Source organism: Streptomyces formicae (assembly GCF_002556545.1).
Taxonomy (GTDB): domain Bacteria; phylum Actinomycetota; class Actinomycetes; order Streptomycetales; family Streptomycetaceae; genus Streptomyces; species Streptomyces formicae_A.
Genome location: NZ_CP022685.1, coordinates 5807478 through 5826814, shown reverse-complemented (window position 1 = coordinate 5826814; position 19337 = coordinate 5807478). Strand labels below are relative to the sequence as shown.

Annotated in this window: 22 protein-coding genes and 1 pseudogene; 11 read left to right on the top strand and 12 right to left on the bottom strand. The window is 69.6% G+C overall.

Annotated features, from left to right (window positions below; translation table 11 throughout):
* Nucleotides 1-429: 429 nt before the first annotated feature.
* From KY5_RS25525 to KY5_RS25485, 9 genes are all read right to left on the bottom strand, one after another.
* Nucleotides 430-1707, bottom strand: coding sequence for a thymidine phosphorylase (locus KY5_RS25525; protein ID WP_098244408.1), 1278 nt, complete (start codon nucleotides 1705-1707; stop codon nucleotides 430-432).
* 137 nt (nucleotides 1708-1844) lie between these two features.
* Nucleotides 1845-2246 carry a cytidine deaminase gene (locus KY5_RS25520; protein ID WP_098244407.1) on the bottom strand — a complete coding sequence of 134 codons (402 nt, stop codon included), beginning with the start codon at nucleotides 2244-2246 and terminating at the stop codon, nucleotides 1845-1847.
* On the bottom strand, nucleotides 2243-3505 hold the full coding sequence (locus KY5_RS25515; protein ID WP_098244406.1) for an ABC transporter permease: 1263 nt from the start codon (nucleotides 3503-3505) through the stop codon (nucleotides 2243-2245). The genes KY5_RS25520 and KY5_RS25515 overlap by 4 nt, the downstream gene beginning before the upstream one ends.
* Complete coding sequence (locus KY5_RS25510; protein ID WP_098244405.1) at nucleotides 3502-4635, bottom strand: ABC transporter permease; 1134 nt, start codon at nucleotides 4633-4635, stop codon at nucleotides 3502-3504. Before KY5_RS25510 ends, KY5_RS25515 begins: the two co-directional genes overlap by 4 nt.
* Nucleotides 4632-6257, bottom strand: a complete 1626-nt coding sequence (locus KY5_RS25505) for an ABC transporter ATP-binding protein (RefSeq protein WP_098244404.1) — start codon at nucleotides 6255-6257, stop codon at nucleotides 4632-4634. The genes KY5_RS25510 and KY5_RS25505 overlap by 4 nt, the downstream gene beginning before the upstream one ends.
* A 254-nt stretch (nucleotides 6258-6511) precedes the next feature.
* Complete coding sequence (locus KY5_RS25500) at nucleotides 6512-7564, bottom strand: BMP family lipoprotein (RefSeq protein WP_098244403.1); 1053 nt, start codon at nucleotides 7562-7564, stop codon at nucleotides 6512-6514.
* Nucleotides 7565-7796: 232 nt separating this feature from the next.
* Complete coding sequence (locus KY5_RS25495) at nucleotides 7797-8879, bottom strand: BMP family lipoprotein (RefSeq protein ID WP_098244402.1); 1083 nt, start codon at nucleotides 8877-8879, stop codon at nucleotides 7797-7799.
* Nucleotides 8880-9035: 156 nt separating this feature from the next.
* Nucleotides 9036-10271, bottom strand: a complete 1236-nt coding sequence (locus KY5_RS25490; protein WP_098244401.1) for a M20 family metallopeptidase — start codon at nucleotides 10269-10271, stop codon at nucleotides 9036-9038.
* 131 nt (nucleotides 10272-10402) lie between these two features.
* Complete coding sequence (locus KY5_RS25485) at nucleotides 10403-10921, bottom strand: hypothetical protein (RefSeq protein WP_199843230.1); 519 nt, start codon at nucleotides 10919-10921, stop codon at nucleotides 10403-10405.
* A gap of 127 nt (nucleotides 10922-11048) precedes the next feature.
* On the opposite strand from KY5_RS25485, the gene KY5_RS25480 reads away from it, so the two are divergent.
* Nucleotides 11049-11861, top strand: coding sequence for a VOC family protein (locus tag KY5_RS25480; protein WP_098244399.1), 813 nt, complete (start codon nucleotides 11049-11051; stop codon nucleotides 11859-11861).
* 16 nt (nucleotides 11862-11877) lie between these two features.
* Here KY5_RS25480 and KY5_RS25475 read toward each other — a convergent pair whose 3' ends face one another.
* Nucleotides 11878-12282, bottom strand: a complete 405-nt coding sequence (locus KY5_RS25475; RefSeq protein WP_098244398.1) for a GNAT family N-acetyltransferase — start codon at nucleotides 12280-12282, stop codon at nucleotides 11878-11880.
* A gap of 36 nt (nucleotides 12283-12318) precedes the next feature.
* A complete protein-coding gene (locus KY5_RS25470) occupies nucleotides 12319-13029 on the bottom strand; it encodes a DUF4232 domain-containing protein (RefSeq protein ID WP_098244397.1) in 711 nt (236 codons plus the stop codon).
* Nucleotides 13030-13286: 257 nt separating this feature from the next.
* Here KY5_RS25470 and KY5_RS25460 point away from each other — a divergent pair, with 257 nt between their 5' ends.
* Nucleotides 13287-13901 (top strand): antibiotic biosynthesis monooxygenase, encoded by a 615-nt coding sequence (locus tag KY5_RS25460; RefSeq protein WP_098244395.1) that lies wholly within the window; start codon nucleotides 13287-13289, stop codon nucleotides 13899-13901.
* Nucleotides 13902-13910: 9 nt separating this feature from the next.
* Here KY5_RS25460 and KY5_RS25455 read toward each other — a convergent pair whose 3' ends face one another.
* Nucleotides 13911-14360 carry an ATP-binding protein gene (locus KY5_RS25455; protein WP_098244394.1) on the bottom strand — a complete coding sequence of 150 codons (450 nt, stop codon included), beginning with the start codon at nucleotides 14358-14360 and terminating at the stop codon, nucleotides 13911-13913.
* Nucleotides 14361-14589: 229 nt separating this feature from the next.
* On the opposite strand from KY5_RS25455, the gene KY5_RS25450 reads away from it, so the two are divergent.
* The 9 genes and pseudogenes from KY5_RS25450 to KY5_RS25415 all read left to right on the top strand — a co-directional run bounded on the left by KY5_RS25450 (nucleotide 14590) and on the right by KY5_RS25415 (nucleotide 19335).
* Complete coding sequence (locus tag KY5_RS25450) at nucleotides 14590-15444, top strand: helix-turn-helix domain-containing protein (RefSeq protein ID WP_098247477.1); 855 nt, start codon at nucleotides 14590-14592, stop codon at nucleotides 15442-15444.
* Between the two features lie 13 nt (nucleotides 15445-15457).
* On the top strand, nucleotides 15458-15640 hold the full coding sequence (locus KY5_RS25445; protein ID WP_098244393.1) for a DUF397 domain-containing protein: 183 nt from the start codon (nucleotides 15458-15460) through the stop codon (nucleotides 15638-15640).
* Between the two features lie 105 nt (nucleotides 15641-15745).
* Nucleotides 15746-15955, top strand: a complete 210-nt coding sequence (locus KY5_RS41500; protein WP_107645710.1) for a hypothetical protein — start codon at nucleotides 15746-15748, stop codon at nucleotides 15953-15955.
* Complete coding sequence (locus tag KY5_RS25440) at nucleotides 15939-16469, top strand: DUF6879 family protein (RefSeq protein ID WP_098244392.1); 531 nt, start codon at nucleotides 15939-15941, stop codon at nucleotides 16467-16469. The genes KY5_RS41500 and KY5_RS25440 overlap by 17 nt, the downstream gene beginning before the upstream one ends.
* Nucleotides 16442-17295, top strand: a pseudogene (locus tag KY5_RS25435) (helix-turn-helix domain-containing protein). Before KY5_RS25440 ends, KY5_RS25435 begins: the two are co-directional and overlap by 28 nt.
* 92 nt (nucleotides 17296-17387) lie before the next feature.
* On the top strand, nucleotides 17388-17618 hold the full coding sequence (locus KY5_RS25430; RefSeq protein WP_098244391.1) for a DUF397 domain-containing protein: 231 nt from the start codon (nucleotides 17388-17390) through the stop codon (nucleotides 17616-17618).
* 84 nt (nucleotides 17619-17702) lie between these two features.
* Entirely contained in the window at nucleotides 17703-18191 is a 489-nt protein-coding gene (locus KY5_RS25425; RefSeq protein ID WP_098244390.1) for a hypothetical protein, read from the top strand.
* Nucleotides 18192-18435: 244 nt separating this feature from the next.
* Nucleotides 18436-18825, top strand: a complete 390-nt coding sequence (locus KY5_RS25420; protein ID WP_098244389.1) for a peptidoglycan-binding domain-containing protein — start codon at nucleotides 18436-18438, stop codon at nucleotides 18823-18825.
* 54 nt (nucleotides 18826-18879) lie between these two features.
* The gene (locus KY5_RS25415; RefSeq protein WP_098244388.1) at nucleotides 18880-19335 is read left to right on the top strand and encodes a protein-tyrosine phosphatase family protein; all 456 of its coding nucleotides are present in this window, start codon (nucleotides 18880-18882) and stop codon (nucleotides 19333-19335) included.
* The last annotated feature ends 2 nt before the right edge of the window (nucleotides 19336-19337 follow it).

Sequence of the window (19337 nt, the reverse complement as noted above, 5' to 3'; positions counted from 1 at the left end):
GCATACGGGGTGGCTGGCGCCGGGGCCAGAGGTGGAAGGGCAGAGGCGCCTGCCCTTCCGAACAGGGGCCCCCGCCGGGGCGCGGGGAACTGCGCGCTCAGCCACGCCGCGCCGACACCCGAATCCCCGAGCCTCCGTGCCCCCTGGGGCTCCGCCCCAGACCCCGCTCCTCAAACGCCGGAGGGGCTGAAATAGCCCCCTCAGGGGCACGGGGAACTGCGCGCTCAGCCACGACGCAGCGGCACCCAAATCGCCGAGCCCCCGCACCCCCTGGGGCTCCGCCCCAGACCCCGCTCCTCAAACGCCGGAGGGGCTGGAATTCACCCCCGCCAGGCAGGAGAGAGCCTGCTCGGGCAGCGCCCCGTAGGGGCGCGGGGAACTGCGCGCTCAGCCACAGCGAACCCGCACCGAACCCTCACCGGACCACCCCTAGCCAACCCGCCCCAGCACAATCGCCCCCGGCGAGAAACCCGTGCCGACGGGAGCGATGTCGTACGCCCCCTCCAGCGACTGGAGCGCGTACGCGAAGCGGGACGGTGTGTCCGTGTGGAGGGTGAGGAGAGGCTGGCCCTGCACCACGGCCGCCCCCGGCCTCACGTGGAGTTCGACGCCCGCGCCCGCCTGCACCACGTCCTCCTTGCGGGCCCGCCCCGCGCCGAGACGCCAGGCGGCCACGCCGATGTCGTACGCGTCGAGGCGGGTGAGGACGCCGGACGAGGGGGCCGTCACCACGTGCCGCTCCCGTGCCACCGGCAACTCCGCGTCCGGGTCGCCCCCCTGCGCCGCGATCATGCGGCGCCAGACGTCCATCGCGGAGCCGTCGGCCAGCGCCTTCGCCGGGTCGGCGTCCGGCAGGCCCGCCGCGTCCAGCATCTCGCGGGCCAGGGCGAGGGTGAGTTCGACGACGTCCGCGGGGCCGCCGCCCGCGAGGACCTCCACCGATTCGCGGACTTCGAGCGCGTTGCCCGCCGTCAGGCCGAGTGGCGTCGACATGTCGGTGAGGAGCGCCACCGTGCGCACGCCGCTGTCCGTGCCCAACTCGACCATCGTGGAGGCCAGTTCGCGCGCGTCGTCGAGGTTCTTCATGAAGGCGCCGGTGCCGACCTTCACGTCGAGGACCAGGGAGCCCGTGCCCTCGGCGATCTTCTTGGACATGATGGACGAGGCGATCAGCGGGATCGCCTCCACCGTGCCCGTCACGTCGCGGAGCGCGTACAGCTTCTTGTCGGCGGGAGCCAGGCCGTCGCCCGCCGCGCAGATCACCGAGCCGACGCCCTCCAGGACGTTCAGCATCTCCTCGTTGGAGAGCAGCGCCCGCCAGCCGGGAATGGCCTCCAGCTTGTCGAGCGTGCCGCCGGTGTGGCCGAGGCCCCTGCCCGACAGCTGCGGCACCGCGGCCCCGCACGCGGCGACCAGCGGGGCGAGCGGCAGCGTGATCTTGTCGCCGACGCCGCCCGTGGAGTGCTTGTCGGCGGTGGGGCGGGACAGGGAGGAGAAGTCCATGCGCTCACCGGACGCGATCATCGCGGCGGTCCAGCGGGCGATCTCCTTGCGGTTCATGCCGTTCAGGAGGATCGCCATGGCCAGGGACGACATCTGTTCGTCGGCGACCGCGCCGCGCGTGTACGCGTCGATGACCCAGTCGATCTGCTCGTCGCTGAGCTCGCCCCGGTCGCGCTTGGTGCGGATGACAGAGATGACGTCCATGGCATGTCCTTCCAGCAGTACAACGGCGTACGCACACACATACATCAGTACCGTCGCGACTCTACGCGCATAGAGCCGGGAGATGAAGGTGGCCCCGCACCGGGATCAGGAAGATCCCAAGAGGGCGGGGCCGCCGTTCAGTTGAGGTGCTCGGGGCCGAACGCGTCCGGCAGCAGATCGCCGAGCGTGCGCACCCCCGACGACGTCTCCAGGAGGAGGGCCGCGCCCCCGAACTCGTACAGGAGCTGACGGCAGCGGCCGCACGGCATCAGGATCTCGCCCTTGCCGTCCACGCAGGTGAAGTGCGTGAGACGGCCGCCGCCGGTCAGCTGGAGCTGCGAGACGAGGCCGCACTCGGCGCACAGCCCGAGGCCGTACGAGGCGTTCTCGACGTTGCACCCGGAGACCGTGCGGCCGTCGTCGACCAGGGCCGCCGCGCCGACCGGGAAGCCCGAATAGGGCGCGTACGCACGGGACATGGCCTCGCGCGCGGCCTCTCGCAGGGCGTCCCAGTCGGCGTCGACAGCGGTGGTCGTCACTTGCCTTGTCCCCTTCGGTAGGGCATTCCGTCCGCCTTCGGCATCCGCAGGCGCTGGGCGGAGAGCGAGAGGACCAGCAGGGTCACGACGTACGGAGTCGCGGTGACGACCTGGTTGGGCACCTCGTCGGTCAAGCCGTACCACAGGAACATCAGCGCGGAGATCGCCGCGGTGATCACCGCGGGCACGTAGCGCTTGCGCCAGGCGAGGTAGACCGCGCCGATGACCAGCAGGATCGCGATGAGCAGCAGCAGCGCGTGCACGTTCGTGCCGCCACCCCGGAGCTTCAGGCTGTCGGTGTAACCGAACAGGCCCGCGCCGAGCGCGAGTCCGCCCGGCATCCAGTTGCCGAAGATCATCGCGGCGAGGCCGATGTAGCCTCGGCCGCCGGTCTGGCCCTCCAGGTAGATGTTGGAGGCGACCAGGGAGAGGAAGGCGCCGCCGAGGCCCGCGAGGCCGCCGGAGATGACCACGGCCAGGTACTTGTACTTGTAGACGTTCACGCCGAGCGACTCGGCCGCGATCGGGTTCTCGCCGCAGGAGCGCAGGCGCAGGCCGAACGAGGTGCGCCACAGGACCCACCAGCTCAGCGGGACCATCGCCACGGCGACCACGGTGAGCGGCGACAGGTTGGTGATCAGACCGCCGAGCAGGCCCGCGAGGTCGGAGACCAGGAACCAGTGCTTGCCGTTGAGGTCGACGAGCCAGTCGGACAGGCCCGGCACGGAGAAGCTGCCGAGCGAGTCGACCGGCGGCGACTGCTTGGAGGTGCCGCCCTCCTCGCCCTCGAAGGCGAAGGTGGCGAGGTAGCGGGTGGCGCCCAGGGCGAGGATGTTGAGGGCCACACCGGAGACGATGTGGTTGACGTTGAAGGTGACCGTCACGATCGCGTGCAGCAGACCGCCGAGCGCGCCGCCGATGATCCCGAACAGGACGCCCACCCAGGGGCCCCACTGGAAGCCCGCCCAGGCGCCGAACCAGGTGCCGAGGATCAGCATGCCCTCGAGACCGATGTTGACCACGCCCGCGCGCTCGGCCCACAGGCCGCCGAGGCCCGCGAGCCCGATCGGCACGGCGAGCTGGAGGGCCGTCGACATCTGTCCGATGGACGTGATGCCGTCGGCGCCGGTGATCATGCGGACCACGGAGGTCAGCACCAGGACGCCCGCGATGACCAGCATCAGGACGGGGAGCGAGATGCGGCGGCGGCCCGCGGCGGGCTGCTTGGCCGGGGGCTTGGCCACGGATGCCGTACTCATCGGGCAGCCACCTCCTTCGCGGAGTCGTTGTTGCCGTTCGCCCGTGCGGCGGCGGCCAGTTCCTCACCCACGCGCTGCTGCTGGCGGCGCAGGCCCCAACGGCCCACGGCCTCGTAGGAGACGACGACCGCGATCACGATGATGCCCTGCATGATCACCGCGATTTCCTTGTCGTACGGCTCGGGCGTGGCGTAGTCGAGGGCGGGCGAAGCCTTGTCGAGGAAGGCCCAGAGCAGCGCGGCGAGCGCGATGCCGACCGGGTTGTTGCGGCCGAGCAGTGCGATGCCGATGGCCGTGAACCCGAGGCCCGCGGGGAAGGAGAGGCTGTAGGTGTGGGTGTCGCCGAGCAGGATCGGCAGGCCCGCGAGGCCCGAGACCGCGCCGGAGATGAGCATCGCGCTCAGCACCATCCGCTTGGCGTTGACGCCGCTGGCCGCGGCGGCCGACTCGGAGGCGCCGGTGGCGCGCAGGTCGAAGCCGAAGCGGGTGCGGTTGAGGACCAGCCAGTACAGGACGCCCGCGAGGACCGCGACGAACACGAAGCCGTAGATCTCGCCGGACTCGCCCATGCTGATGCCCGGGAACCAGCCGGACTCCTTCATCACGCCCGTGGTCTGGTTGTTGCCGACCGGGACGCCGAAGTTCTCGGTGAGGGTGAAGTAGGCGATGACGCTCGTCGCGATGGCGTTGAGCATGATCGTGGCGACGACCTCGCTGACGCCGCGCGTGGTCTTGAGGACACCCGCGATGCCTGCCCAGAAGGCGCCGGTGAGCATGGCGACCGCCATGAGCATCGGGATCTGCAGGAAGGACGGCAGCGCGAGGTGCGTGCCGACGACGGCGGTCACCATCGCGGCGAGCCGGTACTGGCCGTCCACACCGATGTTGAACAGGTTCATCCGGAAGCCGATGGCCACCGCGAGCGCGGCCAGGTAGTACATCCCGGCCTGGTTGATGATCAGCACCTGGACGTCGGAGAAGGTGGCCTGCTCGAACATCAGGCTGTACGGCTCGATCGGGCTCTTGCCCGAGGCGAGCAGCACGCCCGAGGTCAGCACCACGGCCACGACCAGGGCGATGACCGGTCCGGCCACCGCGAGGAGCACGCGCTCCTTGTCGAACTTCTTCATCGGGCGTCGTCCTCCGAAGTGTCGGCAGAGCCCTCTTCGGGGTCTTCTTCTACGTGTTCGAGGTGACCGGAGGCCGCGCCCGTCATCGCCGAACCCAGCTCCTCCGGCGTGACGGCGGCCGGGTCGGCGTCCGCCACGAGCCGTCCGCGGTAGATCACGCGGAGGGTGTCGGAGAGACCGATCAGCTCGTCTAGGTCGGCGGAGATGAGGAGGACGGCGAGCCCCTCGCGGCGGGCCTCGCGGATCTGGTCCCAGATCTGCGCCTGCGCGCCGACGTCCACACCGCGGGTGGGGTGGGCGGCGATCAGGAAGCGCGGCTTGTGGCTCATCTCGCGGCCGACGATCAGCTTCTGCTGGTTGCCGCCGGAGAGGGAGGCGGCGGTGACGTCGATGCCGGGCGTACGGACGTCGTACTCCTCGACGATGCGGCGGGTGTCGGCCTGGGCGCCCTTGGGGTCCAGCCAGAAGCCTTTCGCGTTCGGCTTCTCGGTGACGTGGCCGAGGATGCGGTTCTCCCACAGCGAGGACTCCAGGAGGAGGCCGTGGCGGTGGCGGTCCTCGGGGATGTAGCCGATGCCGTCCTCGCGGCGCTTGCGGGTGGGCACGGCGGTGATGTCCTCGCCCGCCATGCGGATCACGCCGGAGTCGGCGTGCTTGAGGCCGATGAGCGCGTCGATGAGCTCGGTCTGGCCGTTGCCCTCGACGCCCGCGATGCCGAGGACCTCGCCCTCGTGGATCGTGAAGGAGATGTCGTCGAGCAGCGCGCGGCCCGACTCGCCGTCGGCGAGCAGCCTGAGGTTCTCGACCTGGATCATCGCGCGGTCCGTGACCGTCGACTCCGCCGTCTCCGGCGTCGGCAGCTCGCTGCCCACCATCAGCTCGGCGAGCTGGCGGGGCGTCGTCTCGGACGGGATCGCCGTGCCCACCGTCGTACCGCGCCGGATGACCGTGATGTCGTCGGCCACCGAGAGGACTTCACCGAGCTTGTGCGAGATGAAGATGACGGAGAGGCCCTCGGCCTTGAGCTCGCGCAGGTTGTCGAAGAGCGCGTCGACCTCCTGCGGCACGAGCACGGCCGTCGGCTCGTCCAGGATCAGCGTGGTGGCGCCCCGGTAGAGGACCTTGAGGATCTCCACGCGCTGGCGGTCGGCGACGCCGAGGTCCTCGACGTACACGTCGGGGCGCACCCCGAGGCCGTACCGCTCGGAGATCTCGGTGATCCTGCGGCGGGCCGCGGAGCCGATGCCGTGCAGCTTCTCGCTGCCCAGGACGATGTTCTCCAGGACCGTCAACTGGTCGGCGAGCATGAAGTGTTGGTGCACCATGCCGATGCCGAGGACGATCGCGTCGGCGGGGCCGGCGAAGGAGACCTGCCGGCCGTCGACGGTGATGGTGCCCTCGTCCGGCTTCTGCATGCCGTAGAGGATCTTCATCAGGGTCGACTTGCCCGCGCCGTTCTCGCCGACGAGGGCGTGCACGGTGCCCTTGCGGACGGTCAGGTGGATGTCGTGGTTGGCCACGACGCCCGGGAAGCGCTTGGTGATGCCGCTGAGCTCAACAGCGGTACCACTGGCGGGAGTTGTGGTCTTGCCGGTGGGCGGAGGGCTGGTGGACGCGTCGATGGCGCACTCTCCTCGGAGGCCGAAAGGCCTTGAAGGGCCTGAGGGAAAGGGGCCGCCTACGCGCGCAGTGCCCCTGCTTCTAGGGAACTTCCCTGGTGTGGAAGGAAGTTGAGGTGTGTTCCGCGCGAACGGGGCGCGGGTGAACCATCGTCCCCCACACCCCGTCGCACGAGAATCACGCTGCTGTCACGGCAGCCGGTATGCCACGTGTCGCGGCAGCCGGCAGGCCACTCGTCACGGCAGCCGGTATGCCGCTACGGCTTGGCCTTGACCTTGATCTTGCCGCTCTTGATGCCCTCTTCGGCCTTCTTCACCGCGGCCTGGACATCCGTCATCTTCTTGAACTCGGGGTTCGAGTCGGTCAGCGCGACACCGCCGGAGGCGAGGTCGGCGCGGACGACGCCGCCCTTGGCGTTGCCGTCCTCGACGGCCTTCGCCAGGTTGTAGACCGAGCCCGCGACGTCCTTGGTCGCCGAGGTCAGGATGTACTTCTTGTACTTGGCGAGCGCGTCCTGCTTGTACTGGTCGGAGTCGACGCCGATCGCCCAGACCTTCTTGGCGGCGGCGGCCTCGATGACGCCCTGACCGGAGAGGCCCGCGGCGTGGTAGACCACGTCGGCGCCCTTCTCGATGTGGCCCTGGGTGGCGGTCTTGCCCTTGTCGGGGCTGGTGAACCCGCCGTCCTCGGCCTTCTCGGTCAGGTACTGCTTGACGACCTTGACCTTGGGGTTGGTGTCCTTGACGCCCTGGACGAAGCCCGCCTCGAACTTGTGGATGAGCGGCACGTCCACGCCGCCCACGAAGCCGACGGTCTTGGACTTGGTGACCTTGGCGGCGGTGACGCCTGCCAGGTAGGACGCCTCCTGCTCGCTGAAGACCAGGTCGGAGACGTTCTTGGCCTTGACGGTCTCGTCGTCGACGATGCCGAAGGAGACCTTCGGGAACTTCGCGGAGACTTCCTTGATCGCCGGGGCGTAGGCGTAGCCGACGCCGATGACCGGGTTGTAGCCCTGCTTCGCGAGCTGCGTCAGGCGCTGCGCCTTGTCGGCGTCCGACTCGCCGTCGACCGGCTCGACGGCCTTCTCGCCGGTCTTGAACTCGGCGGCGGCCTTCTTCATGCCCTCGGTCGCGGCGTCGTTGAACGACTGGTCGCCGGCGCCGCCGACGTCGTAGGCGATGGCGACGCCCTTGTTCTTGTCGTCCTTGCTGGCGGCGGCGTCGCTTGACGTGCCACCGCAGGCAGAGACGGAGACGGCGAGGGCGGCGGTCGCGGCGCCCGCGACAGCTATTCGAGACACCCGGCGCATAGAGACGAACTCCTTAGTACAAGCAAGCACAAGCACGTACGAGCGCCTCACCTGGCGCTGATTTCGCCGCAGCGTAACGCGCGTAGACCTGACATAAGAACCCTTCTGTCCGGTCCGTTATCGAGCTGTGGCCACCAGATGTCCGGCGCCCGAACGCCGAGTGGGCGCCCCCTTCGTGGGGGCGCCCAGGCGCCGCAGTACGTACTACGTAAAACGTCTCCGCGCCGCGGAGCTATGGCGCGATCTTGACCTTGACCTTGCCGCTGATGATGTCCTTCTTGGCCTTCTCCACGGCGGCGACGACGTCCTTCATCGCCGTGTACTTCGGATTGGAGTCGGAGAACCCGACGCGGCCCGACTTGAGGTCGTAGCGCTGCTCGCCCTTCATCGGCTTGCCCTGGACGACCGACTTCGTCAGGTCGTAGACCGCACCGCCGACGTCCTTGAAGGCCGAGCCGAGGATGTGGTCCTTGTACTTGGCGAGGGCCTTCTGCTTGTACTGGTCGGAGTCGACGCCGATCGCCCACTTCTTCTGCGAGCCGACCTCCTGGATGACGCCCTGCCCGGAGAGCCCGGCGGCGTGGTAGATCACGTCCGCTCCGGCCTCGATCTGACCGCTGGCGGCGTTCTGCCCCTTGTCGGGGCTGGAGAAGCCGCCCTCCTCGGGCTTCTCGGTCAGATAGCGCTTCTCGATCTCGATCTTCGGGTCCACGGACTTCACGCCCTGGACGAAGCCCGCCTCGAACTTGTGGATGAGCGGGATGTCCACGCCGCCCACGAAGCCGACGTGCTTGGCCTTGGAGACCTTGGCCGCGGCGACCCCCGCGAGATAGGAGCCCTGCTCCTCGTGGAAGACCAGGTCGACGACGTTGTCCGCCTTCACGGTGTTGTCGTCGATGATCCCGAAGGTGGTGTCGGGGTACTTCTTCGCGGCGGCCTGCACGGCGGGCGCGTAGACGAAGCCGACGCCGACGACCGGGTCGTAGCCCTGCCTGGCGAGCTGTTCGAGGCGCTGGACCTTGTCGGCGCTGGACTCGCCGTCGCCCGGCTCCATGTCCACGCCGCCGATCTTGAACTCCTCGCGGGCCTTCGAGTAGCCCGCGTAGGCGGCGTCGTTGAAGGACTGGTCGCCCTTGCCGCCGATGTCGTAGGCGAGGCCGATGCCCTTGCCCTTGTACTCCGACGAACCGGCGGACCCCTTGTCCTTGCCGTCGTCCTTCGACGCCTCGTCGCTGGTCTTGCCGCACGCGGAGGCCGCGAGGGCGAGGCTCGCCACCGCCACGGCCACTTGGGAAAGTTTCGATACACGACGCATAGGACGTACTCCTTACGTTCCCCAACGCACCGTTGACGGCGCTGATTTCGGCGCACAGTAACGCGCGTAGAAAGAAAGGGAACGGGGTTTCGCACGGCCGTTACCTATTCGTGTACCTCTTCGCCTACCTCCGCGTGCACCTCCTCGCGCCGGGGGTCACTCCCGGCCCGCGTCCAACAGCGCCGCCGCGGTGAAGAGTTCCACGCCGGCCGTGATGGCCGACTCGTCGGCGTCGAAGTCGCCCTGGTGGAGGTCGCGGACGGTGCGCTCCCCCGGCTTGCGCACGCCGAGCCGGGCCATGGCGCCCGGCACGTGCTCCAGGTACCAGGAGAAGTCCTCGCCGCCGAGGCTCTGTTCGGTGTCCTCGACGGCGAGCGGGCCGCGCCGCTCGGTCATGGCCTCGCGCAGCAGGTCGGTGACCGACGGGTCGTTGACCACGGGCGGCACGCCCCGGATGTAGTTGATCTCGGGCTTGGCCCGGTAGAGCTCGGCGACCTCCTGGATGGCGCCGTGCACCAGGTCGGGCGCCTGCCGCCAGGCCTTGAGGTCCAGGCAGCGCACCGTCCCGGAGAGCTCGGCGTGCTGCGGGATCACGTTGCAGGCGTGCCCGGACTCGATGCGGCCCCAGGTCACCGAGAGACCGGAGCGGGCGTCGATGCGCCGGGCGACCAGGGCGGGGACCTCGGTGACGACCTTGGCGGCGGCGGTCACGAGGTCGGTGGTGAGGTGCGGGCGCGCGGTGTGCCCGCCGGGGCCGTCCAGCGCGACTTCGAGGCGGTCGCAGGCGGAGGTGATGGGCCCGTGCCGCAGGCCGATGCGGCCCGCGTCGACGCGGGGGTCGCAGTGCACTCCGACGATCCGGCCGACGCCGTCGAGGACACCCGACTCGATGGCGTCGGGCGCGCCGCCCGGCAGGACCTCCTCGGCGGGCTGGAAGATCAGCCGGACGGGGTGGGGCAGTTGGCCGCGCGCGGCGAGGTCGGCGAGGACGAGCCCCGCGCCGAGCACGACCGTGGTGTGCACGTCGTGTCCGCAGGCGTGGGCGCGGTCGGGCACGGTCGAGCGGTACGGGACGCCCGTCTTGGTGTCGGGGATGGGCAGCGCGTCGATGTCGGCGCGCAGCGCGAGCATGGGCCTCACGCCGTCCCAGTCGCCGATGTCGCAGGTCAGCCCCGTACCAATGGCGAGCACACGGGGCTTGAGCCCCGCCTCCTCTAGGCGGGCCTTGAGGGCCGCGGTGGTACGGAACTCCTGGTTGCCGAGCTCGGGGTGCATGTGCAAGTCGCGGCGGAAGGCGACGAGTTCGGCGCGCAGCGCTTCGGGCAGCGCGCCGGGCAGTGCTTCCGCGGGAGCGGACTCGGATCCCGGCTCGGCTTCGGACTCGCGGGACATCAATTGGTTCACCCTGTGAAGGGTAGGCCGACGCGGGGGCCAACTGACCCACGATCAACAAAAGTTCAGCCCGATAGGGGAAGAATTCGTGGCCGCGTGGCGCATGGGCGTCGGTCGCGATGGGTAAACTTTTATGCCGCTACGAAGGATGCGGATGCCGTTCGGCGCCTGTAGTAGGCCACCGTCACCGCCGTGAGCAGGGGCGGCCAGGCCACCAGCGGCGCATAGCACACCAGGAGCAGGGCCGTCTGTGCCGAGCTGTCCGTGACGGAGCCGTCTCCGAGCCCCGCGATCGGTGCGTAGAAGGCCCAGCCGAGCAGCGCGAACAGGGCGAACGCCCCGAGGAGCGCGGGCACGACGGCCGCGAGCGGCCGCACCGGCCGCCCTCCGATGCCGGGCAGCCACGACGGTACGGTCTCGCCCCAGCCGCGCACCAGTCCGAGCGTGAGGAGCGCGAGCCCTTCCGAGACCACGCTGAGCATGAGGATGTACGCGGCTTCGCCGGTGCCGCTCTGCGGCTCGGCGGTGACGGGCAGGCCGGCGACCAGGGCCACCCGCCAGAGCGCGGAGGGCAGCGTGATCAGTGGCACGGCGTGGGCGGCGAGTGCGGCCCAGCGGGGCACGGTGGGCAGTGCGTCGATCTTCAACATGGTTCTCATGCTGGCGCGGTGGGGCGGCCGCCACGTCGTCGTACGGGAGGGGACGGGTCCGCCGCGCGGGGGAGACGATCCCCCACTAGGACAGTTCCTGTCCTAGTGGAGTCCTACCGTGGGATCCATGAGCTTCCTCACCGGAAACCAGCCCGAGTCCACGCCCACGTGGACCGACCTCGACGTCACCGAAGGAGCCGCGGCCGAGCGCGCGGCGGAGTTCTACGGAGCGGTGTTCGACTGGGAGTTCCGCGAGGATTCCCTCGAAGATTCCCGCGAGGATTTCCGTGGGGGATTCCGCGCCGACGCGGGCCGCGGGATCACCTGCCTGCTGCGCGGCCGCCCGGTCGCGGGGCTGCGGACGGTGCCCGAGGGCGCGCCCCGCCTCGGCGCCTGGCGGATGTACTTCGCCGCGGACGACTGCGACGCGGTGACGGACCGCGCCGTGGCGGCGGGCGCGACGGTGACCCGGGGCCCGGCCGAGCGCGGCCCGCTGGGCCGCGCCGCCGTGCTCCTTGACCCGGTGGGCGCGGAGTTCGGACTCTGGCAGGGCCGGGACCTGCTCGGCTGCGAGCTGGTGAACGAGCCGGGCGCGCTGGTCCGCAACGACCTGTCGACACCGCACGCGGAGCGCGCGCGGACCTTCTACGCGACGCTCTTCTCCTACACCCTGGACGGCAACGAGGACCTCCCGGACTTCGACTTCACGTTCCTGCGACGCCCGGACGGCCACGAGATCGGCGGCGTCTTCGGCGCCCCGGACGCGCCCTCGTCGCGCTGGGAGACGACGTTCGAAGTGGCGGACACGGACGCGGTGGTGGCCCGCGCGGTGGCGGCGGGCGGCGACGCCGACGCCCCGTCGGACATGCCGTACGGCCGCATGGCGCGGCTCACCGATCCGCTGGGCAACGCGTTCCATGTGATCGCGCGGCCGTCGTAGGCCGCTGCTGCTGCCGTCAGAGTGCGATGAGCCCCGCCGCCGTCGACCTGAACCCGCAGGCGTCGAAGTAGAAGCCGCGCAGTTCGTCGTCGAAGTCGACGTGCAGCCACTCGCACCGGGCGTCGCGCGCGCCTTCCGCGGCGCGGGCCACGAGCGCGGCGCCGATGCCCTGCCCCCGGCGCCGCCCGGCCACGACGGTGTCGAGAACGAAGGCGTGCACGCCGCCGTCCCAGGCGACGTTGACGAACCCGGCAAGCTCCCCCGCGCCCGCTCCGTCCCGCGCGCAGACCCACCCCAGGCTGTGCCGCCGCACCTGCTCCCGCCACCCGATGTCGAGCGCCGGATGCCCGAACCCCTCGGCGTGCAGCAGGTTGACCTCCGGGTCCTCGAAGTCACCCCGCCACTCGTATGTGATCGCCATGCGGCGAGGGTAGCTCCGGCCAGCGGGGAGGACGGCTCAGAAGTCGTCCGCGCCGTTGCGGAGTTCGGGCGTCCAGTAGCCGGTCGCCCACTTCGCCGGGTCAACGGCGATGCCGCTGCCGCCCGGCGCCTTGACGGCGGCCTGGCCGCTGCCGCCCTGGAGCATGACGGAGAAGGCCGTGACGGGCTCGGTGGCCTCCTCCTTGCCGCCGTCCGACAGCTTCACCAGGGCGTACGCGGGGGCGCCCGCGGACAGGACGACGGGCGCCGCGGGCTTGCTCTTGGCGACCGCGGGGACGTTCTCCTTGTGGCTCTCCAGGAACTGGACCTGCGGGAAGCCGTTCATCGTGCAGCTGTGGCCCGAGGTGTTCTTCGCCGTCAGGACGATGTGGGTGTAGGGCGGGCCACCCCGGTTCGCGGCGCTGATGTTGACGTCCTTGGTGGTGCACAGGGGCGCGGCCTTGGAGCCCGCGTCACCGGCGGACGCCTTCGCGGCGCCGTCGTCGCCCGACGTGCCCTTGCCGGTGCCGGTGCCGCTGCCGTTCGACGTGCTGGCGCCGGTGCCGGTGCCGGACGACGTGCCCTTGTCGGTGCCGGTCGACGAGGACGACGCCGAGCCGCCGGACGCCGAACCCGCGGACTTCGCGTCGGAGCCCTCGTCCCCGCCGCCGCAGGCGGTCAGGGTCAGGGCGAGGGCGGCGGTGGCCGTGGCGGCGAGGACGGTGGTGCGGCTGCGGAACGTACGCATGGGAAATCCCCCGTGAGTGGTGAAGGTGGTGAAGGTGGTGAAGGTGCTGAAGGTGGTGGCGGCGCGGCACGGCTCACGCCGGTCTCGCGGAAATCCGTGCCTGACCTGCAGACATTCATGAGTCTGACGCCTGCCGCTCACGCTTCGCCGTTCCACCGCTGACGTTTCGCTGACGTCCTTGCGCGGAGCCCGCCCGCGCCTGGCGTTCGGCCGTGCGGTTGACCTCAACCGCAGTTGAGGGTGGAGCGTCGGGTGGCATGACACATCTCCTGGACCTCATCCATCCCGACGCGGGCACCGTCCTGATCAGCGAGTGGCGCACCGGCACCCCCGAGCGCACCCGGGCGGCCGCCGACGCCGTCGTCCAGGAGTGGGCCGCCGCCGAGGCCCCTCCCGCGCGGCTCGCGCAGCACCTCTTCGTCGCGACGGACGGCACGGGGCTCCTCCACTACGCGCAGTGGACCAGCGACGAGGACCACCTGGCGTGGGCCCGCGCCTACCGCACCGCCGTGATCAGCCGCGTCGACACGCTGGTGCCGGGGATCGAACGGCCTGGCCTCAACCGGACCCGGCTGCACCGCAGCGTGGTGCACGACGCGGAGCACTCCCCCGGCGTCTTCGCGATCACCATGACGGAGGCCGTGGAGCAGACGCTGGAGAACGCGAGCACACCGGCAACCGGCCTGCTGGCCACGCACCTTCACCTGACGGCGGACGGCGGACGCGCGATCGTCGTCTCGGAGTGGACCGACGCGGCAGCGCACGAGGCGGCCATCGCCGACGCGCCCGGCGTGCGGCGGTACACGCTCCACCACTCGCTCACGGGGGGCCGGGCCTCCTCTTCTCCCATCCGTCCACCCCTCCCGCAGTGACGAAGCCCCTCAGGCGCCGAGCTCGAACCACAGCAGCTTGCCGCCCCGCCCGAAGAGGTCGTCACCCAGGGGGTGTCCGCCCCAGGCCCGGGCCCACTGCGCGACGAGGCCGAGACCGCGCCCGCTGTCCGACTCGTGCGGGACAGGGCGCAGTGGGCCTCGGCGGCCGGGCGGCTTGTCGAAAGGAGAAGGGATGTGCGGGTTCGTGTCCCACACGCTGACCCGCAGCCCGCACGGGTCGTCGGTGCCGCGCAGGCGCAGGGCGGCGGGGCCCTCGGAGTGCCGATAGGCATTGGTGACGAGCTCGGACGTCAACAGCTCGGCAAGGTCTGCCAGTTCAGCCAGTCCGCACGCGGGAAGGACGGCGCGGGGCGTCATGCGGGCGATGCGGGGAGCACGGGGGTCGTGGGGCAGGTGAAGGGCGTACGACCAGGTGTGGGGCGGGGATACGGTTGCCATGTCGCCTCCTTGGGGGCGGAGTTCGGCTCGCTCGTTGCCGGTTCCCGGCGGTGGCATGCCGCGCCGTGCGGTGCGGTGCGCTTCCGGCTTACGGGGGGGCAGTTGAGCGGTTCGAGTGACACCGTAGGACGTAGCATGGTCTGCATTCCATGCTTAGCAGGAAATGCAGACCATGTTCCCCCGTGTGGGGTACCTCTGCAACGCATGCACGGACGAGGAGAAGCAATCGATGCCCGAGCCGAGTTCCCTGCCGACGGTGCGTCGACGACGCCTCGGCACCGAACTGCGCCGACTGCGCGAGCGCGCCGACCTGAGCGTTACCGAGGCGGCTGCGCTCCTGGGTGTCCCCCAGTCGCGCATCAGCAACATCGAGGCGGGGCGCTACGGAGTGAGCGGTGACCGCGTGCGCGCGCTCGCGGGACACTACGACTGCACGGACGGCGAACTGGTCGACGCCCTCGCCGCCATGCCAGGTGATCGCCGACGCGGCTGGTGGGAGGAGTACCGCGACATCCTCTCGCCGCGCATGCTGGACCTGACCGAGTTGGAGCACCACGCGACGCGGATCCGCGTCGCCCAGATCATCAACATCCCCGGCCTGCTCCAGACCGCCGCCCATGCGCGAGCCCTCTTCGACCAGACCGTCCCGCAGCTCAAACCCCACGAGATCGAACACCGGGTCTCCCACCGGGTGAAGCGTCAGGCCGTACTCCACCGCGACCAGCCCTCGCCCTATACGGCGATCATCCACGAAGCGGCCCTGCGCATGCGCTTCGGCGACCGGACCACGAACCGGGACCAGCTCGGCCACCTCATCGACATGGGCGACCTCGACCACGTCACCCTGGCCGTCGTCCCCTTCGAAAGCGGCCCCTTCCACACCTCGGGCCAGGGCGTCGACTACCTCCACGGCCCGGTTCGGCAACTGGACACCGTTCAGATCGACACCGATCACGGAGGCGAACTCATCGACTCCCCAGCCCAGTTGGAGCGCTACCGCTTGGTCCTGGACCGCATGGAGCGTGCCGCCCTCGCCCCGGCCAAGTCCCGCGACTTCATCGCCCAGCTCATCAAAGACGTCTAGGAAGCCCACCACCGTGACCGAACTCGCCTGGCAGAAGTCGACGTACAGCCAAGAAGCCTCCTCCTGCGTCAACATCGCCACCGCCCCCGACGGAACGATCCGCCTCCGCGAAAGCGACGAGCCAGAGGTCATCCTCAGCACGTCCCGCACCCAACTCGGCACCCTCATACGCGCCGTCAAGAACATGCGGCGCTGACGAAGGGCGGTTTCCTGTTCTCTCAACTGCCGCCCCTTGACCCCCTGGCTACAGGGTCGGAAGGATCGAACAAGAACACACGCCACCTATGCAGGGGGTCAGCCGGTGAAGCCCAGACAGCTCGCGAGCGAGTGTGATGAGGGCCCGTGCCCGACCGTGTGGGCCATCGACAAGGACGCCGAGCATGTCTTAGTGCAGGGCTTCAAGGTGGAGGACGAGGAAGCGCTCTCCATTATGAAGATGCCGGAGCACGAGACGGCTGTCCGTATCCCCATGGCACTGCTCAAGAGGGTTGCCCGTGAACATCTCACCTGACGACTTCGGAAAGCTCTTCACGGAGTTTCAGCAAGAGGCGTTCCGGCTGGAGACGCTGGACGACTACAGCAAGTCAGGGGGCGTTGATGCCTATCACGCTTTTCTGGCCGGTAAGCCGCAGCCGGAAGAGTACAAGTCGGCGGGATGGGTGACTACTGTACGGAACGCCATAGAGGCCGGTAGGCGTATGTACCGGGTTCACATCCTTTCCCGGCCGCTGAGCAATTATCTTCGCTTCGAACTGGGCTGGGGCTACATTCGGAACCAGGCAGCTGGTGAAGAGCTCTTCATTCTCGACACCACAGAGCAGCCGAACCCGCTTCAAGGTGTTCCGGACTTCTGGGCGTTCGATGAACGGAACGTCGTTTCTATGCAGTACGGCGATTTCGGGGAGTTCGTAGGGGCCGAGCTCCTCCCAGAGAGTCAGGCTCAAGAATGGCTAGCACATCGGGATGAGGCGATGCGGCGAGCCGAGCCGTTCGCTGAATGGTGGGAGCGGTACAAGCCGGAGTGACCACGATTGATATCGGTGCGGCGCTGCGGGAGCTACGGGAGGCTAGCGGCAAGCAAGCCAAGGTGGTTGCCCGGAGCGCAACCATGTCCCCGAGCAAGCTCAGCAAGATTGAAAACGGGGTCATCACTCCGAGCCTCATGGACGTCGAGCGCGTCCTTACCGCGCTGGAAGTCTCCGAAGAGATCAAGGCACAGCTGGCCGAGGCGGCCCGTATGGCCGCTACCGAGGCGACAGCGTGGCGCATCTACCGGCGCACCGGCCTGCACAAGCATCAGGAAGCGATCAGAGCGATAGAAGCTCAGACGACACTGATGCGTCTCTTCCAGCCGGTGTGCGTTCCCGGCCTGCTCCAGTCCCCGGAATACGTGCGTGCAGTCTTGGGCAGGCACGGCTACACGGATGCCATCCTGGAAAAGACGACGGGGCACGCGTCCGTCGCCAAGGCGTCTTGTACGACACAGCTCGCACGTTCCGATTCGTCATCACGGAATCCGTTCTCAGGTGGCGGCTCATCCAACCGCGAATGATGGCCGCACAGCTGGACAAGATCATCGGCATGTCGCGAATGCCCAACGTGAGCATCGGCGTCGTGCCGCTTTCAGTGCAGATGGTCGACCTCCCCAGCTCCTCTTTCGTCCTCTTCGACAAACGGCTAGTCATCGTCGAAATTCCCCACGCCGAGATCACTACTACCGAGTTCCGGGACGTGGAGCTCTACGCGGAAAAGTTCGAAGGATTCGAGCAGGTAGCCGTTTCGGGCGAGGACATGCGAAGCCTTGTCGCGGGCATCCGAGATGACTTCTTGAGGGAACAGGAAACAGGCTAGAAGCCCTGCCGCACCGGGGCCACGATAGGCAGATGCCGACCAAACAGAGGAAGCCCCGGCCTATCCTGTCAGCGCCCCCAGGAAGGTGCACCATGCCCGGAACCGACCTGTACGCCCTGCCCATCGACGGAGTCGTGTTCGTCAAGGCGTGCGGAGGTAGCACGCACCCGGACGGCGAAGCGTGCGCACAGCTCGCGAAGATCGGCCCCAACGCGTGGGCCCTGCGCGACAGCAAGCGGCCCCATGCGGAGCCCCTGAGGTTCACCACGGAGGAACTGGACGCGGCCGGTATCGACCCGGCGCGCTTCGGACTCTCCGCCTGATCCACGGCACTCCCTGAAAGCGGCTCTCGACCCGTCCCCGTGGGTTGGGGGCCGCTTCCGCATCTCCCCGAGGTGGGACGCCCGTTGCACATCCACGCCTATCTGTGGACCGGCCCTAGAGCGCACTTCGACGAGGACGCGTTGAGACGGCCGCCGTACCCCGATCCGCCGCCACCGCCAGCAGGTGAGGACGACAAGGACGGTCTGCGGCTGGCCGCCCGTTACCGCCAAGTCGTGGCCGAGTTCCCCGTGACCGGCCTGCCGCCTATCGAGACTGCTCACTGGCTGATGAAGCCGTCGAAGCTCATCCGGGGCACATGGAAGGAGCCGAAGCTGGCCGCCGAGTGGTTGGCGCTTCAGCTCGCCGAGTACGCTCCGCGGTTTGCCTCCGAGCAGGATCGGGACACGACGCGGCTAGCGGTGCACGTGGCGGCGGCTGCCGATCGTCTGGGATGGGGTGGCGACGTGTCGCTCGGCCACTACCTGAACGGACAGTCCTACCTGTCTTTGGCCCTGGTGACGTGCACGCCCAACAACGCGGCGCCGGGCGCACTCTGTCCGGAACAACGCTGAGGGATGGTCTCGGACGGGGGCCTTTCCCGGTGCGCATCGCCGCGATGCCGCGCCTTCTCGCCCGTACCGCGCGGGGTTGATGCCCCCAAGGAGCTACGCCGAGGGTTGACCCCGCCACAACCGTGGGTGCACAGAGGAGTCACACTCCCGCTGGACGCGGCACGGGCGGCCGCGCACCTAGCGTGCTTCGGGTCCGGGCGGCCGCACACGGGAGCGCCGCCCCTTCCTCTCCTCAGGAGCACCCATGACCCACCACCACAAGGCAGCGACCGTGCTCGCCGCAGGCCTCCTCGCCGCGACCGCCGCGACCGGGGTCGCCGCCACCACCGCGTCGGCGGCCGAACCCACCGCGCCGTCCGTGTCGGCCAGTTGCTCGTGGCGCACCAACCTCGGCTTCTACTGCGGCTACGACACCAGGAACGTCTACAGCGACTACGGCGACAGCGGCAGGCAGGTCAAGGAGATCCAGGCGCTGCTCCGGTTCCGGGGCATCGGCATCGGACCCGACGGGATCGACGGCCGGTTCGGGAAGGACACCCGCTCGGCCGTGAAGAAGTTCCAGCGTTCCTGGCACTTGAACGACGACGGCATCGTCGGCCCCAACACCTGGACGTATCTGCGGACAGGGGTCTGAGGAGCTCCGTACAAGAGGAGCTCCGTACGAGAGGACTCCGTACGATGAGCGGCCATGAGCGAGGATCACCGCGCGACGACAGCGACCTGGCAGGCCGACGCGCCCGGCGTCCTGCGGCTTCCTTCCGGGCGGCTCGTCCGGGGGCGGGGGCTGCGGCGCCCGCTGCCGGAGGGGCCGACGCCCGGCTTCGGGGTCTATCTGCTCGGCAAGGCGCCGGAGGGCATCGCCTGGGAGCACGTCTGGCTGCGCTGGCCCGACTTCCGGCTGCCCGCCGACCGGGCGCGGGCGCGCGAGGTGCTGCGCGACGCCTGGGCCCGCGCCGCGGGCGAACGCGTCGAACTGGCCTGCGGCGGCGGGCGCGGCAGGACGGGGACCGCCCTGGCCTGCCTCGCCGTCCTCGACGGGGTGCCCGCCGGGGAAGCGGTCGCGTTCGTCCGCGCGCGCTACGACCGGCACGCGGTGGAGACGCCCTGGCAGCGGCGGTACGTGAAGGGGTTCGCCGCCGCCTGAGC